The sequence below is a fragment of the Clostridium omnivorum genome (assembly GCF_026012015.1).
Lineage (GTDB): Bacteria > Bacillota > Clostridia > Clostridiales > Clostridiaceae > Clostridium_AX > Clostridium_AX omnivorum.
On record NZ_BRXR01000001.1, the window covers coordinates 304,552 to 321,378 of the forward strand.

General features: G+C 31.0%; 19 protein-coding genes. 3 read left to right on the top strand and 16 right to left on the bottom strand.

Annotated elements, in window-relative coordinates; translation table 11 throughout:
* Positions 1-19: 19 nt before the first annotated feature.
* The 3 genes from bsdE14_RS01400 to bsdE14_RS01410 form a co-directional block, all read right to left on the bottom strand.
* Positions 20-799 carry a hypothetical protein gene (locus bsdE14_RS01400; protein ID WP_264848132.1) on the bottom strand — a complete coding sequence of 260 codons (780 nt, stop codon included), beginning with the start codon at positions 797-799 and terminating at the stop codon, positions 20-22.
* Between the two features lie 26 nt (positions 800-825).
* A complete protein-coding gene (locus bsdE14_RS01405; protein ID WP_264848133.1) occupies positions 826-1,986 on the bottom strand; it encodes a MalY/PatB family protein in 1,161 nt (386 codons plus the stop codon).
* Positions 1,987-2,139: 153 nt separating this feature from the next.
* Positions 2,140-2,673 (bottom strand): nucleoside-triphosphatase, encoded by a 534-nt coding sequence (locus tag bsdE14_RS01410; protein ID WP_264848134.1) that lies wholly within the window; start codon positions 2,671-2,673, stop codon positions 2,140-2,142.
* A 166-nt stretch (positions 2,674-2,839) separates the two neighbouring features.
* On the opposite strand from bsdE14_RS01410, the gene bsdE14_RS01415 reads away from it, so the two are divergent.
* A complete protein-coding gene (locus tag bsdE14_RS01415; RefSeq protein ID WP_264848135.1) occupies positions 2,840-3,655 on the top strand; it encodes a hypothetical protein in 816 nt (271 codons plus the stop codon).
* A gap of 179 nt (positions 3,656-3,834) precedes the next feature.
* Positions 3,835-4,083, top strand: a complete 249-nt coding sequence (locus bsdE14_RS01420; RefSeq protein WP_264848136.1) for a hypothetical protein — start codon at positions 3,835-3,837, stop codon at positions 4,081-4,083.
* On the opposite strand, the gene bsdE14_RS01425 is transcribed toward bsdE14_RS01420, so the two are convergent.
* Both bsdE14_RS01425 and bsdE14_RS01430 read right to left on the bottom strand, forming a co-directional pair.
* Positions 4,059-4,268: an alpha/beta-type small acid-soluble spore protein gene (locus tag bsdE14_RS01425; protein ID WP_264848137.1), complete on the bottom strand. Its 210-nt coding sequence runs from the start codon at positions 4,266-4,268 to the stop codon at positions 4,059-4,061. The two genes, bsdE14_RS01420 and bsdE14_RS01425, sit on opposite strands and share 25 nt — an antisense overlap.
* Before the next feature lie 78 nt (positions 4,269-4,346).
* Entirely contained in the window at positions 4,347-4,979 is a 633-nt protein-coding gene (locus tag bsdE14_RS01430) for an NUDIX hydrolase (protein WP_264848138.1), read from the bottom strand.
* 196 nt (positions 4,980-5,175) lie between these two features.
* On the opposite strand from bsdE14_RS01430, the gene bsdE14_RS01435 reads away from it, so the two are divergent.
* Complete coding sequence (locus bsdE14_RS01435) at positions 5,176-5,946, top strand: MBL fold metallo-hydrolase (protein ID WP_264848139.1); 771 nt, start codon at positions 5,176-5,178, stop codon at positions 5,944-5,946.
* Positions 5,947-6,012: 66 nt separating this feature from the next.
* Here the strand turns inward: bsdE14_RS01435 and bsdE14_RS01440 are convergent, their stop codons facing one another.
* The 11 genes from bsdE14_RS01440 to bsdE14_RS01490 all read right to left on the bottom strand — a co-directional run bounded on the left by bsdE14_RS01440 (position 6,013) and on the right by bsdE14_RS01490 (position 16,447).
* Entirely contained in the window at positions 6,013-6,861 is an 849-nt protein-coding gene (locus tag bsdE14_RS01440; RefSeq protein ID WP_264848140.1) for a YybI family spore inner coat protein, read from the bottom strand.
* A gap of 68 nt (positions 6,862-6,929) precedes the next feature.
* Positions 6,930-8,048, bottom strand: coding sequence for a toxic anion resistance protein (locus bsdE14_RS01445; protein WP_264848141.1), 1,119 nt, complete (start codon positions 8,046-8,048; stop codon positions 6,930-6,932).
* A 27-nt stretch (positions 8,049-8,075) separates the two neighbouring features.
* A complete protein-coding gene (locus bsdE14_RS01450; protein ID WP_264848142.1) occupies positions 8,076-9,017 on the bottom strand; it encodes a YceG family protein in 942 nt (313 codons plus the stop codon).
* Positions 9,018-9,048: 31 nt separating this feature from the next.
* Positions 9,049-9,324, bottom strand: a complete 276-nt coding sequence (locus bsdE14_RS01455; RefSeq protein WP_264848144.1) for a hypothetical protein — start codon at positions 9,322-9,324, stop codon at positions 9,049-9,051.
* Positions 9,325-9,668: 344 nt separating this feature from the next.
* The gene (locus bsdE14_RS01460) at positions 9,669-10,535 is read right to left on the bottom strand and encodes a tRNA 2-thiocytidine biosynthesis TtcA family protein (protein ID WP_264848145.1); all 867 of its coding nucleotides are present in this window, start codon (positions 10,533-10,535) and stop codon (positions 9,669-9,671) included.
* A 67-nt stretch (positions 10,536-10,602) separates the two neighbouring features.
* Entirely contained in the window at positions 10,603-11,886 is a 1,284-nt protein-coding gene (locus bsdE14_RS01465; protein WP_264848146.1) for an L-cysteine desulfidase family protein, read from the bottom strand.
* A 98-nt stretch (positions 11,887-11,984) separates the two neighbouring features.
* Positions 11,985-12,338: a DUF5658 family protein gene (locus bsdE14_RS01470; protein ID WP_264848147.1), complete on the bottom strand. Its 354-nt coding sequence runs from the start codon at positions 12,336-12,338 to the stop codon at positions 11,985-11,987.
* Between the two features lie 59 nt (positions 12,339-12,397).
* Complete coding sequence (locus bsdE14_RS01475) at positions 12,398-12,523, bottom strand: hypothetical protein (protein WP_264848148.1); 126 nt, start codon at positions 12,521-12,523, stop codon at positions 12,398-12,400.
* 310 nt (positions 12,524-12,833) lie between these two features.
* On the bottom strand, positions 12,834-13,001 hold the full coding sequence (locus bsdE14_RS01480) for a zinc-ribbon domain-containing protein (protein WP_264848149.1): 168 nt from the start codon (positions 12,999-13,001) through the stop codon (positions 12,834-12,836).
* A gap of 201 nt (positions 13,002-13,202) precedes the next feature.
* Entirely contained in the window at positions 13,203-14,642 is a 1,440-nt protein-coding gene (locus bsdE14_RS01485) for a DEAD/DEAH box helicase (RefSeq protein WP_264848150.1), read from the bottom strand.
* 47 nt (positions 14,643-14,689) lie between these two features.
* Positions 14,690-16,447: a helicase-related protein gene (locus bsdE14_RS01490; protein ID WP_264848151.1), complete on the bottom strand. Its 1,758-nt coding sequence runs from the start codon at positions 16,445-16,447 to the stop codon at positions 14,690-14,692.
* Positions 16,448-16,827 lie beyond the last annotated feature (380 nt).

Consider the following 16,827-nt stretch of genomic DNA (forward strand, 5'->3'; position numbering starts at 1 on the left):
CTTTCTTCCTTCGTTTCACCTAATTTGAAAGCTGATAGTCAACTAGCAATTGCTTTGCTCTTTTATTACCATACTTATAAACAAAGCTAATCTTATCCATATTAATAGCTCCACATTCCATAAACTTAACCATATAGGAACTATCCAAATCATTTTCTCTAAACTTTTCTTTTAAAATTTCTTCAATCATTGGCATATAAATATTTTCATCAATATACTTTACTACATCTATGTTATCATAAATAAAACTTCTAAGCTCATCAGCTTTCATATTATCAATATAGGTTACCGCCTGGGCATTTTTCTTTATTGCATTTCTTAGCACCTTAAAAGTTGGCTTTTTTATGTACTTAAGTGCTCCTGCATAATTTTCTACTGCTGCTAATTGAATCTCTTCAGATGGATTTTCAATGTATTGAATGGAATCCCAGTCCTTGTTTACTGAAAGAAGCTGTAAATCTAAGCTTGGATTACCTATATATTGAATTGCCCACCCTTTCATAGCAACTGCTCTTTCGCACACATTACTTGAAGGGTTTTTTATATATTTTAAACTATTCCAAGCCTTCTCCACAGCATATAGGCACATTTCCTCAGTAGGGCTTTCAATGTATTCTATAGACCATACGTTAGATTTTAATGCCTCCCAAAGTAATTCCTCTGATGGATTTTCAATATATTTTAGTATTGCACCATTGTTTTTTACTGCAGTTAATTTCATTGTTTCAGTAGGATTATCTATTGATTTTATGTAATTAGGATCTCTCTCAATTAATTGTAAAAGCTTACTTTCATCCATTATCATTACCTCTTTTTAACTTAAGTCTAAATACCCTCTAATGCTTTTTCAATTCGATGAAGTCCTTCAATTAGAACTTCTCTTGGGCATGCAATATTTATTCTTTCAAAGTTCTTTCCAGCATCTCCAAATATGTAACCTTCATTAAACCATACTTTTCCCTTTTCCAGCAATCTTTCATGTAGTTCAGTAGAATTTAATCCATAATCACTAAAGTCCACCCATACAAGATACGTTCCTTGAGGCACTACTACCCTTAATCTAGGCATTTTTTCATTCATGTATTCTAATAAATAATTTAAATTATTCTGTAAGTAGATAAGAAGTTCATCAAGCCATGGTTCTCCATACTTATAAGCTGCTTCTGTAGCTTCAATTCCAAACATATTTGGTCCCATTAAACCATTACTTTCAAGTACAGAATTAAATTTAGCCCTCAACTCTTCATTGGCAATAATCACTGATGCTGTTTGAAGTCCTGCTATATTAAAAGTTTTACTTGGAGCAACGCAAGTAGCTGTGATATCACTATATTCTTTGCAAATAGACGCAATTGGTATATGTTTATAGCCTTTATAAACCAAATCGCAATGTATTTCATCTGATATTATCAGCACGTTATACTTTACACATAAATCTCCAAGTCTTGTTAGCTCCTCTTTTGTCCAAACCCTTCCTACTGGATTATGTGGACTGCAAAGTATAAATAATTTTATATTTTCACTTTTCATTTTATCTTCAATATCATGAAAGTCCATAGAATAGCTTCCATTCTCGTATTTAAGCTCACTCTGTATTAAATTACAGCCATTGTTTTTTATTGCTTCAAAAAAAGGATGATAAACAGGAACTCCCATCATAACTTTATCACCCTGTTTAGTAAAAGCTTTAATAAGCATGTTTATAGCTGGTACAACACCTGGACTATAACAAATCCATTCCTTATATATATCAAAGTTGTGTCTTTTTCTCCACCAAGAACATATTGCCTCATAATATTCCTCTCCAGCCATGGTATACCCATATACCGGATGTTCTGCCCTCTTTTTTATAGCATCAGCAATTGCAAAAGCCACTTCAAAATCCATATCAGCTACCCACATAGGCAATATATCCTCAGACTTTAAATCCCATTTTACTGATTTTGTATTCTTCCTTTTAGTTATTTTATCAAAATTCCCCCCCATGTTAAAATCCTCCTTTATAGCTTATTTATTTAATAAATCTAAGAATTCTTACTTAAATATTCTCCTTACTAAATTATACTATAATAATAAGTTAATTTAAAACTGAAAAAGGCGCTAAGTATAATCACTCAGCGTCTTAACCATTAATATAAGTCATTTTATTTTTACATCCCATTTTTTTAGTAGCTGCAGAGCTTGTTCTTTAACCTGATGCAGATTATCAGAAGTTACCTTAAGAATAATAACATCTTCTCTTGCTATAACACTATTTATGTAATTACATTTCTTTGCTTCCAATATACCTAATACTACCTTATTACTATCAAGTATTCTAAATACATCCCTAGCGAATTGAGGTGCCTTTGGTTCAAAATACCCTATTTCATCCATTATTATCAGCTCTCTGGAGGCAAAACTCTTTCTTAATATTTCTACACCTTTAACTTCTAGAATAGATGGATTAAGCTTTGAAATACCAGTGAAATCATCTATTTCCAAAAAAATATTTCCCTCTTCACCATCATATAAAGAAGTCAAATCAAAAGTTATTATATTTTCATTTGATTTATCTTTAACTGCCTTTACCAAGTAACCACCAATTGTACAATCAATATGTTCAATTAAATCATGAAGTAATTCTTCACTTAAATTACTTCCTTTTTCATTAGTAAATAATAAATTATACATACTACACCTCCATTTTCTCCCTTGCATTTAGATGTAAACTTTTTCTTATTTAATTTTATGATTGAAACCTAACTTTCATGTAAATTTTATCCAATAAAAATCAGTAAATTTTTTGTGTAAATATCTTAAAAATACAAATAATATTTTATAAAGAGGGTGTTAAATTATGCGTATCAAAAAAAATATTACGATTATCAGTTTTATCATCCCATTCCTCTGTACTTTAATATTTATTCAAGGCTTCACTTTAGGTTACAACAACTTTGTTCATGCCACAGAAATTAAAATACAAAATCCAAATATTAATGTAATAATTGATGAAGATGACCCAGCAATGGAATTTATAGACTATATTCTTCCGAAAGATAAAACTACTATGTACGAGAGTGATACTAGAGAATCTGTCAGTGAGAAGCCTCCTTTTGAAGCAATATCTTTAAAGGACGTTATAAATAAAGGCACTAGTGTAAAATACTCAATGTTATATAGCAACAAGAAATACTCAAGACCAGTTTATACACCTGCTTGGAGAGATTTCTACTATAGAGGCTGGCTATATATGCCTACTAAAATTTCAGAAGCTAGGCACAAAATATTTATGTACCCATTGGGTGCAAGTTCTACTTTTGATTTTGAAGGTAGTCTTAATTTCCGAGAGAATATAGTATGTGATTCTCATAGAAATATTAATCTCTTAATATATGACTTCAATGTAAAATCAATGAAAAAATATGATAATCAAATTGCCTTAGTTGGTGAGCCATCAAGAACTGGTGCTTCTATAATTTCTATAGTACAAGATGACCTTCTTCCCAAAGGGGTAAATGAAAAGTTATTTCTAATACAGCTTTCTACCCCAGAGGGCTATGAAGAAGATTTCATATATGGAAATGCAGTAAAATATGATTATCAAAAAAAATCTATAGAAGAAAACTCAGTAAAAACTACAGCTCCAATGAATGGCAGCGATTCTTTAAATTAAATTAAATAAAAAAAGGCTGCGGTGCTTGTTTATAGCTGCAGCTTTTTATACTTATCTAATTAGTGTTACCGGATTACCTCAACATATAATTAATTGTTCTATAAGTGTGAACCTCTATTGTTTTTTATACTATTATATAATACTATTAAAATATAGTACATTTGAAAGGAATGATATAAGTGGGAAAATCAAAGAAAGAATTAACTAAAAACATGAAAATGACAATTGATATGAATAAGCTGGAATTAAATCAGCGTAAATTTAACACATCTGAAATTGGTAGAGGAACAGGAATCCATAAAACTAAAAAAGGCAAAGGCAGCTATACCCGCAAAAACATCAAGTATAATGATGATTATTGCGGGTATAATTTTTTATCACTCCAAATTACTTCTATATTATCTTATTCTATTAATTTCTTTTCATAGCTCTCTATCATCTTTTTTACCATATTGCCACCAACTTCTCCGCATCTCTCAGCCGGAACACGACCCCACAATTGATATTTTTTATTTTCTTCCAAGTTTACACCTACTTCTCTTGCTACTTCTTCCTTGAACTTATCCATTTTTTCTTCTGCACCAGCTACAACTGTTGCTTTTTTATTACTCATACACACTCCTCCATTTTAAGTATTATATATTATTATGATTTTTATCATATTAATTATCCAATGAAGAAGTTTACAATTTTATATATTTTTTTGAGAAAGAAGTTTTTCAGCAGCACTAAAGACCAAATTATAATATTTATCTCCATGAGGAACAAAACTTTCCTTTGTTGCCTCAAATTCAGCATCTTTGTAGTCATTATTTCCGTCAAAGGTTATACCTACTAATTTTACTTTATTAACCTTGTTATTAAAAAGCTCTATTGCGCTTTTAAGCTCCAACTTCACAAGAGCGGTAAGTTCTTCCTTTTGCAGCTTATAGTCTGTAATTTTATTTTTTGACCTAAAAAGAAACACATGTGCAAACTCATAATCCTTTAGATTTATCTCTATCTTTTTTTGTTTAACAATTCCAATAGGCAATAACTCATTAAATTCTATATCCACTCCTAACTCTTCTTTAATTTCTCTAACTCCTTGTTGCAAATCCTCACCTGTAGATAAATGACCTGCAGAGGTTATATCAAACAAAAGAGGGTAAGTGTCTTTATTCTCACATCTTTTTTGAAATAAAAGATATTGTTTGCCATTTTCCTCAAAGGTAAACCAGCATTGAAAAGTACGATGCCAATAACCCATTCTATGAACTTCACTTCTTGGAGCTTTTCCTATACATTCTTCATCTTCATTAAAAGTATCTAAATATTCTTCCATTGTTAACTCCTTTTTTAAGTATTGATATTTCATTAGATAAAAAACCTTAATACATATTAAATTGGGTAAAATAATGATTTTTACAAATTAACCTTACCAAATTTAATTCCTTTTTTCTATAGTATTTTACTTTTCACTAAGGTAAAATAAAAGTTAAAGATATGGTAATAAGTATTTTTGTTAAGGAGAACTTAAAGTGAGTGATTGGTTTACAGTAGAAAAAATTGATGATTTCACTTATGCCATAAGTGAATATGGACACTGGGAAAAAGTGCACTCCTATCTTTTGATAGGAACTACTCATGCCCTTTTAATTGATACAGGCTTGGGCATAGGAAATATTAAAGCAGAAATTGATTCATTGACTAACCTACCTATAAAAGTTGTTACCACCCACGCACACTGGGATCACATCGGAGGGCATAATCTTTTTAATGATATATATGTTCATGAAGGAGATTCAGAATGGTTAAAAAAAGGACTTCCAGTGCCTATAGAGGTAATTAGAAAGAATGTAATTCAAGAACCATTTAGTAAAAGTGCTCCTATTGAATTTGACATTAACAAATTCAATATATATCCATGTAAATCTTCACTTTTATTAGATAATGATATTATAGATATAGGTTCCAGAAAATTGAAAGTAATACACACACCAGGACATTCACCAGGACATATTTGTGTTTGGGAAGAAGATAAAGGTTATCTCTACACAGGGGATTTAATTTATCTAGGGACTCTTTATGCATTTTATCCAAGTACTGATCCTGTTCAGTATAAAAATTCCATCATAAAAGTCAGCAACCTAAATAATATAAAAAGGATATTACCTTCACATAATGATTTAAACATTTCCACTGACATTATTGAAAAAGTAAAAGCTGCTTTTGATTTTATAGAAGCTAAAAATTTACTAAAACAAGGAAGTGGACTCTTTGAATTTGAGAATTTTAATATAAAAATATAAAGTCATTATACAGTTTGTATAATGACTTTATGGCTATTATTATAAATATAGCACAACACCTTTTCATTATTCGCTATATGGCAATACATCTAAAGCTTGCAAATTGAACTTTAAGTTATTGTATTTCCATAATGACTTTCCGTAGGCTATTATTTCCTTATTTGGTGTGGCCGAAATTCTTTGAAATCCTTCTAATTCACATATTCCATCTTTGTCATAGTCAACTATCTTAATTTCTTCATAAGGTTCAGCATGACCCTTAATTTTATTTAAAACCTTACCCTCACTATCACAAAAACCAAGTTCCACATACCTCTGTCTAAAGTGACTCACATCTATATTTACAATTTTATTAGCTTCTTTACAAGATATTTCCGCATTAAAAGAATCCTTTAGATTCACATCAAAGCCAATCCCCCTAGAAAATTCCTCCTGATCTAATAGTTCTATAACATTATTATCTCTAAAACTTATTAAACTATAATAAGATGGATGGCCAGTAGTTGTGGAATCTATTTTTACTAATATGTCACTTACTTTATCACCATTAAAATCTGCAAAGAACAGCTTTGAATAAAACCCATTTACAATACTTCCCGGGGATATGTAATAATATTTTTTGCTTTTCCCATCTTGAATTATAAGCTTGATATCAGCATTAAAAGTTTCCTTAACAGCAGCCTTTCTCTGTCCAACTAAAGCTATATTATCCTCAATTTTATCACCATTAACATCTTTAACTGCACTATCAATGACAAAATAATCAACCTTTATACTATAACCCTCAGCAGAAAATTTACTGTTTTTCTTAAATGCTTCTGGTAGTTCCTTTGCTTTAACTTTGCCTACAAATACTCCCCCAAAAAGTAAAATACATACAAATATAATAACGATAATTCTAATAATTTTTTTCATTTACACTCCTCCTCCAATACATATATTGAACAATACACTGGAGAATTATGTATATAAACAAGTTAATACTAATGAATTTTTTTCATAAACTCTATTTGCATATTATTGATTTTTTTCATACTTTCTTCCCTAGCTGTTCTATTCTCGTCTTCTATTCTCTTTGTTTCATTTATTCCTTCTACAATTGCTTTCCAGGTGTTCTCAAGTGTATCAATGTTAATAGCTGATGAATTTGAAAGTTTTGCAATTTCTATGCTTTGATTTTTTAGGTTCTGTGCATTTTTTATAAGTAGTTCATTTGTTGTCCTATCTAATGCAGCCATTGAATCTGCCACTAAGTTTTGTCTTTTAAGCGTTACAGCTTGAATAAGTCCATTTTTAAAAATTGGTATAGTAATTATAAAGGCTGAATGAATCTTTCCTATTAGCTTAAAATTGCCTTTTTGAATTATTCTTATCTGCGGTGCAGTCTGCATAGCAACCATCTTTGCCATTTCAAAATCATAAGCCCTATTTTTAAGCATCTCAATTGCATTATTGACAGCCTCTAGTTCCAGTGCATCTGAAGGATCACCTGATTTAGCTTTTTCTGAGTAATATGGCAAATCTTCTGTTTCTAGCTCATTTATTACCATATTACATGCAATAACATACTTTTCTAACTGTTTATAGTATTCAATGTTTTGTACAAACATCTCATCAAGCATATCATTAGTTTTTGTAAGTTCATTTTTATAATCAGAAATTTGTTTATATATCCTGTCTATTTCCCTACCCAGAGTTTGATATTTGCTTAATAACTTTTCCACTGCTTTTTGACCATTATAAAATAGCTTGCCTAAAAAACTCCTATCCTTATCCATAAGCTCTTCTTTATCAAATCTGCTCATAAGCTTTGATAAATCCTGCAGCATTACGCTGGAGCTCTCAATGCTGGAAGTTTTAATAGAGCTTAAAATTTTATCAGAAAACTTTGATATTTCTTCAGCAGGCTTGCTACCAAACTGAAGTATTGAATTCGGACTCTTAACATCAACTTGTTTAGATAGTTCTATAACCTCTGGTGACTTTTCCAATTCTTTTTTTATAGTTTCCAGCTTTTCACGAAGCTCAAAATCATTATTATATAGTTCCCCAGACTGTTCATTAGTTAATGCTTGCATTTTATTCTCCTCAGCAAATCTCATAATGCAAAAACCCCTTTATCATTTATTTTAAAACCAGGTCCAACTGCTATAAGGTAGGTTAAATGCCACCTTCTCTAGCCTGTGTATATCATAGTATTTCTCTCTTATGTAATCCTCTATATCATTATAGCCTGATGGATTAAAAATAATAACATCAATCCCCATACTGCTCATAAACATTAACTTAACAGCATCTTCAAAGGTAACCTTTGAATAACTGCTGCCATTATTATACACTATAACTTTTGGTATATAATAGGGATAATCAAACTTTGTAATTAGTTTTGTAAGCGGTTCTTCTATTTCATTTAAAATAGTGAACACTCTTATCTTAGCAGCCTCAAACCCCTCTGGAGTTAAATTAATCCTTATATCAAAAGTCTTCAGCAAGTCTTCGATACTTCCCATAATATTATTCTTAGGTGCAATATTCGACCAAGACTCATAGTTTTTAAATCTATAAAGTTCACAAAAATCAACAATTCTATCTGCAATAATATTTTGAAGACTACTTCTTAAATTTCTATATCTCCAAAAGGTGCTATTTATCAATTTATATTTATCTATATGTCCTGACGCATCCAACACTGAATAATAACTTTTAGGAGTAAGTTTAGAAATTCTAGCTCTATATAGAGGAAAAGAATAGAAAAACAATGTATTTGGTTGTTTTTTTAACACCTTCATTTCCTTTCTATACTGCCTTAACTTTTCATGTACTCCACTTACTTTTGCAAATATGTTAGGAATATAAACTTCTCCATGTTCCACCTTGAATCCCGGTCTAAACATAGCTTGCTGCAATGTCCAAATTCCAACTTCTTCATATGTGGTTTTTAAGGTGCATGCATTTATCTTATAATCTGCAAACTGCCACGGTTTATAGCAGTAAGAGTCTTCGCTATTCAGTTTTTCAGAGATTTCAGAATTAGTTTTATATGCATCAGTTTCTATTCTATCTCCAGACATGCCTTCCATCCTTTCATAATTACAAAAGATATTACTTTTTATCTAAATCCAACTCTTCTATTATAAATCTATCAAATTCTATTTCTTCAATAAAATTATCCTGATTAAAAATTGTTTTCCCCCTTTTATTATACTCCTCCAAATTGCTTGGTAGCCAGTAGGGTTTTGATAAATCCATTAAATTGCACAATTCAAGTATGCAAGCTTTTAAATTATCCTGATAGCTTGCACCTTCTATATTTGAAGTTACAACGTAATCCTTAATAGTTCTATTATTTTTGACAATTCTGCCCCATATCTTAAGCATAATACCCTCCTGTATTCCTTATACTGTGCGTAGCAATTATCAATTGTTACGTCTCCTGTATTCTTCTATAAAATCATCACTTAATGTTATTTCTCTTAAAATAATATATTATTCTTTTATCTAAAACTTGAACAAATTCACATGCCTATAGTAGAAAATATAACCTAAAGCCTCCTATTGGTCAAGTTTATATTCAATGATGATAAAAATATGTTGTATAAGCTTTCTTATTCTAAAGTTTCACTCTTTTAGTTTATTATATTAATAAATTAAAAAGCACCCTGTAATGAAACACAACTTTTTTCGTGTCCATCTTTCAGGGTACTTCTCACACTTTTTATATTTTAATCTTCATCATAAAAATCTAAATAAGAATAATTTTGCCCGTCTTTTTGCCATCCTAATATAGAATCCATATTTACATTCTGAGCAGCCTTAAAAATTGATTTATCAACCTGATCAAACTTTTCTTTCATCTGATTAATAAGCTCTTTAACTTCATATCTCTTGTTTCCTATTTTCTTGGCTGCTACCATACAGGCACAATTAAGAGGCCATATTCCACTTTCTCTTGTAAATCGTTCAATATATGTTTCTTCAATATAGTACATTGGACGAATAAGCTCCATGTTATCAAAATTATCTGCTTTAAGCTTTGGCAGCATAGTCTTAAAATTACCGGCATAAAGCACATTTAAAAGTGTAGTTTCAATTACATCATTGTAATGGTGCCCTAAAGCAAGCTTATTACAGCCAAGTTCTTTAGCTTTTGAATATAGAGCTCCTCTTCTCATCTTTGCACACATAAAACAAGGATAGTCTTTTGCAATTCTATCAGTAATTTCAAATATATGAGAATCATATATCTTCACCGGTATACCAAGATAGCTGCAATTATCTATCATTAGCTCTTTAATGCTAGGATGATATCCAGGATCAGCAACAATAAATTCTAGTTCAAATTTTACTTTGCCATGGCGCTGAAGTTCTTGAAAAAGCTTTGCCATCAACATGCTATCTTTCCCGCCAGATACAGCAACTGCTATTTTGTCACCTTCTTCAATCAGATTGAAGTCTTTAACCGCCTTAGTAAATTTTGACCATATATGTTTTCTATATTTAGTTATAATATTTCTTTCTATTTCTTTTAAATCTTTTCTTTCATTAAATGGAACTAATATTTCACATCCATTACCTGCAGTATTACTCACATTAACACCTCTATTCCACAATATTATATCAGCTTCATAGAGTTTTGTCTTTAGTAACTATTTTACTCTAGCATCTTGTTTTACTAAGCATTATATCTAAGATTATTCTGTCTGCTTCGCGTGTTCCCTCATTACCAAGAGCACATAGGTTATCTATTGTTCTTTCAGCATCATTTTCTATAATACCATCTGTTGATTGAATAGATATTCCTTCTTTAGCAAGTATTGCTGAGTGTACTGCAGCATTAGTGCATGTTGATACCTTCAGAGCACATCCTGCCTTAGCTCCATCACAAAGCATTCCTGTTACATTACCCATCATATTCTGAATTGAAGCTTTAATAGAATTTTTATCTCCACCTAATAGGTACACAATTCCGCAGCTTGCACCAGTAGAGGCAACAGTTGCTCCACAGATAGCTGAAAGTCTTCCAAACTTTGACTTAATATATATTGTTATTAGGTGACTTAATGTCACTGCTCTCATTAGCTTATCTTCTGATAATCTTAGCTTTTCCCACACTGCATACACAGGCAATGTAGCAGTTATTCCTTGATTTCCACTGCCTGAATTACTCATAACATTTAAAGTACATCCTGCCATTCTTGCATCTGAACCAGCCGCTGTTAATGCCATAGCATAATTTGCAGTATCATCTGCTATTATACCTTTATTCATTTGATTATAAATAGTTCTACCTACTTGGAGTCCATAAGCATTCTTTAGACCTTCAATACCTATTACTCTATTAAGCTCTATACTCTTTTTCACTAGTTCAAGCTTGTCCATATCGTATTCTTGGACAAAATCCCATATAGTATCTATATTTAAAATACTATAATCCACATCGTTATTTTCTACTGCACAATCTGAACTATTGCAGTAAACAGTTTGTCCATCTACTTCTATTAAAGTAATATTAGTATGTGTGTCTTCAATTATTACTCTTGCACTGGACTGTTCGGTATTTACAATTGCCTCTATATACAGTTTCTTTGGGGTTTTAGCAATGTCAATATAAACTTTGCCTTCCTTTATCATGCTCTTAGCATTTTCAATATCTTCTTTTTCTAGGCCATTTAATAACTCAAGATTTTTTTCTGCTTTATTCACTATAGAGCCCAAAGCCGCTGCCAAATTAATTCCACTACTGCCTGTGCCAGGTATATTTACTGACATAGCATTTTTAATCACATTGCTGCTAGCAAAAACCTTTACTTCTTCTACTTTTTCACCTTTAACATGTTTTCTAGCCATAGCAGCTGCAAAGGCAATGGCAATGGGCTCAGTACAGCCTAAAGCTACAACGAGCTCTTTGTCCAAAACTTTTAAAAATTTTTCATGCTCCATAATTTTTCCTCCTCAGTTTTAATCTATGTTATTTTATTTAGTCCTTAATAAGTATATCTCTTATTTCTATGAACTATTAAATAGTTTAATAGATATCCCTACCCCCTTATATAAAAGGTAGTAATCCAAACAGCATGGAAAGTGTTTACTATAACATAGAAAATAAGTACTATATTTATTAGGATATTCCCTTTAATTAACTGTTCACTTGATGCTCCTCTCATTCTATATCTTAAGACTATAATTAAAATAAGAGGTAGTACAATTTTGATTAAAGCACTTGTTAACGTATCATTAATAACTAAATTCATAATTTTATTTGCTTCAAAAAACATACCTGTTTGTAAAAGAAGGTTGGTAAAAAATAAATCTGTAATATTTAAAATATATAAAATTACTAGCTTTTTGGAAATACTGTTTATGTCCCTTTTCTCAAGTACCTTAAGTACCATGGCAAATCCTCCTAAATAATAGATTTACCATAGTATATTCATTGCTTAAAACTTTTAATCTAAGTATAGATTTTATTAACTAGCCTATCAACAAAATTAAGGCTAAAGCCTAAAGCTTCAGCCACCATATTTATTATATTCTGATTTATAAGCATCATTAAACTGATATTTCTAAACTTACACACATAAAGAATATCATATATTTGCAACCTTTTCAACACATATAGCCCATATGCGCTAAACATTGCATAATTACTTGTATTTTTTTGAAAATTTCATATTATCTAACTCTTTAATTGTTTTTCCTATTCAATACCACCATATTTCACATTGAAATAAAACAAATAACAAATTAATTATTAAAAAAGCAAAAAACAGCATATTTAAAGTTAACTCAAAAATTACTGATATAATTATTTGAGAACTCCTTATAGCTGTCTAAATAAAACAATTATCCCCGTAAGGAAAACCTTACGGGGAACACAATTCAAAAAATTACTTTCTGAATCCTCTGTTGTTGCTTTGTTGTTTTCTAGCTTTTCTACATTCTGGGCATCTTACTGGATCATTTTCAAATCCTTTTTCTTTGTAGAATTCTTGCTCACCTTCAGTAAATATGAAGTCTTTTTCGCAATCTTTGCATACTATAGTCTTATCTGCCATTTCAACATTCCTCCATTTCGTAATATAAAGATTTAACATTTGACTAACAAATAATTTCCCAAAGAGGAAATGCTGTTTAGAAAATTAAATCTTCATGTGATATAAACTATCACTACAAATTAATATTACCATACCTCATAAATATATACAACGAATTTTAACTTTTTTCACAATTTTCGAACCATTTTTTTGCACATAATTCTACTTAGCTGCTCTTTCTACTCTAACTATCTTTCCTTTTATAGTAGTTGTTTTAAGCCCCTCTAAAACAATACTACCTTTACCATCCAATATATCTATATATGAAAAATTCTCTTGTATATCTATTATGCCAATATTCTCTGCATTAACTCCTTCAATACTAGTAATAGCGCCCACTATATCACCAGCTCTTACCTTTTTCTTTTTTCCAGCTCCTATATATATTTTAGTTATATCTTTTTCCAGACTTGCCCCTTTTTTTACTTTTAAATTTTTATTTACTTTTTTATCAGGATTTTTGTCAGCCTCATCAATTTCAGCCCTTGTCGGCAGCTCCTTTTTATCTATTTTGTATTGAATATACTCCTCAATTTCCTTTAAAAAGTTTATTTCATTGGGGCATGCAAAAGTTATTGCTTTTCCAGTATTCTCAGCACGTCCAGTTCTACCTATTCTATGCACATAACTTTCTTTTTCCTCCGGTAAATCATAGTTTATGATGTGCGTTAGATTTTCAATATCTATTCCTCTAGCTGCTACATCAGTTGCAATAAGGATTTCAAATTCTCCTAGTTTAAAACTATCCATAATATTTAGCCTATCCTTTTGAAGCATTCCCCCATGTAGAGAATTGCAGGAATAGCCCTTGTCCTTCATATATTTTAATAAGCTATTTACTTTGTCCTTAGTATTACAAAAAATAATACAGCTATCAGGTTTTTCTATAGATAATACTTTTTTTAGCAAATCTTTTTTGTTCTCTTCTTCAATCTGGTACCAGCACTGCTTAACCTTTTTAACTATGGTATTTTTTGATTCCACCTCAATATTAATTGGATTATTCATGTGCTTTTCACAAAGCTGTACAATTTCCGCAGGCATAGTAGCAGAGAATAACCAAGTTGCTCTTTCTTTTTTTAAAGCCTTTATTATCCCTTCAACTTGGTCAATAAAACCCATGTTTAGCATCTTGTCAGCCTCGTCTATAATTAGATATTTTATATTACTAGTTACAAGACTTCCCCTTTGAATATGGTCAAGCGTTCTACCTGGTGTACCAACTACAATATGCACTCTTTGCTTTAGTTCCCTTGCCTGACCTTCATAGGGCTGTTTACCAAATATAGCTGAACACCTTATTCTTTTAAACCTACCAATGTTTGATATATCATTTTTTACCTGCATGCATAGTTCTCGCGTGGGTGTTAAAATCAATACCTGTGGTTCCTTTGATTCAATATTTACAGCTTCACAAACCGGTATTCCAAAAGCTGCAGTCTTGCCGCTTCCAGTCTGTGATTTAACAATCATGTCCTTGTATTGTAATGCTAGAGGTATAACTTGACTCTGCACCTCTGTAGCTTTATTAAAACCAAGTCCCTTAATAGCTTTTAATATTTCACTACTTAGCTCTAAGGAATCAAAATTAATATGTTCCATATTTTTTCTCCTTTGTTTACCTTCTAAATAGAAGTTAACTCATGTTTTTAAATATCCTTTAATATTATATTGATTGAATTGCTTACGTTGATTCTCTCTTCATAAACCCACTTTTCATCGAATTCTAAACCAAAGGCTTTTGAAAAAGAATAGTATAAATTTATCTTTTGATAGTACCTTTCAAATTCATACAAATCTTTTAGAAGACACTGTGGTTTTGATATAGTTTTACTTTTAGCCACAAATATCTCATCAATAAAGAATAAAAATGTTTCCATAATAGCTGAATTTGATACGTCAAAAGGAATTCTTAACAGCTTCCATTGAATCTTTTCATCCAATCTATAGCCTTTTATTGTATCAAGTAAAACTATGTATTCACTTACATCCATTTTTTTATAGTAAGGTACCTTAGGCTCCATTGTACTCCATAGTGCCAGTTTTTCCCTAAGCGGCAAATTCTTAATTCTTAATATCTCTTCACTTGGTCCTAGAACCGCTTGCCTTATTGGATAATCCTCCATATCAAGATTTTCTCTAATAAAGTCTAGGTTATCCCCATAAGTACCTACATATCCTATATCATATATTCCCTTTCTTCCTGCTCTACCGGCAATTTGCTTAACTTCTTGAGAATTCAAGAATCTTACCTCACTGCCATCAAACTTTTTCATATCCATAAATATTATCCGCCTTATAGGAAGATTAACTCCCATGCCTATCGCATCAGTTGTAATCAAAATAGAGGTCTCTTTACCTATGAATTGTTCATACTGCTTTTTTCTCACTTCAGGTGGCAAATCCCCATAAATAAGGCTTGATTTTATTCCTTGCTGCGAATAGTTATAAGCAAGCTCTAAAACCCTCTTCTTTGAAAATACTACTAGAGCATCACCACTTTGAATATCCTTAAAGGAAAAACTTTTATCCATTACCTCTAGTGGAATACTTCTTGTATATTCAATTATTTCAAATTCTTCATTGCAATCTTTTAATATCTTAACAATTACCTCTTTAGCATTCATGGCGCCACATATATGTATTTCTTTGCATTTAAGTCCTAATAAGGCTCTTGTCCAAGCTGCACCTCTTTGGTCATCATTTATCATTTGAATTTCATCTATAACTCCAACTTCATATTGCTGAGAAATATCCAGTTTTTCTATGGTGCAGGCTGTATGCCTTGCTCCTTCTACATTTATCTCTTCTTCTCCTGTAAGTAAACTGCATTTAGTCCCTTCTCTATTAAGTTTCTCATAGTTTTCTAATGCCAATATTCTAAGCGGTGAAAGATAAACTCCATCTGCTGAAACTTTTAGCCTCTGCATTGCATTATAAGTCTTTCCGGTATTGGTTTCACCAAGATGCAGATAAAACTTTCTATTTAACCTTCTAGTGTCTGTATATTCATCTTTTGGGTTTGATGGAAAAATCCTTTCAAACTCCTTTAGTGCTACTTCAGGTATATGGTTCGTTATTAATACAGTAATAATTCCCGATTTTAAGTAATTATCATAATTATGTCTTATTATGTCTTCAAATCTAAAACTGGTATGATTTTTATTATTATAGTCCTCTAATAGTCTTTTGGATATGTATTCTAGTATTTCAAGATACCCTTCATAAACATAGGTATAATCCTTTAAATCAGCATCTTCGTATTCCTTTAATTCTTTTAGTTTTTTTCTTACTGCAGACTCATGATCCCATAGAGCATTAGTTTTAGTATGTCTAACAATTTCATCAATCTGTGCTATTTGATTTTTTATTTTTCTAAAGTTTCTTTCAATAGCTCCTCGCTTCATGATTTTCTCCTTTCATTCGAAACACTGAGTAATCTATTCATGCCGGCTCACACCGGCAGATTACTCGTTAAAGGTCGTTTAGACCTTTAACCTCCTTATCACTCGGAGCACGGGGTAAACTATTCTTATAGGTTATCACCGACAGTTTACCCGTAAAAGTCCATTTAGGACTTTTACCTCCTTTCAGTCGAAACACTGAGAAAGTTCTCTTAATTATATTGTAGTTACAATTACATGTAATTTATACACCTGGTATTAAATAAAAAGAGATATATTTCATAAGAATGTGAATATATAAATAAAGCCTCAAAGTGTCTTATGACACCCTGAGGCTGCACAATATACTTAAAAACACTCCGTAAACTTAATATACCATAAAA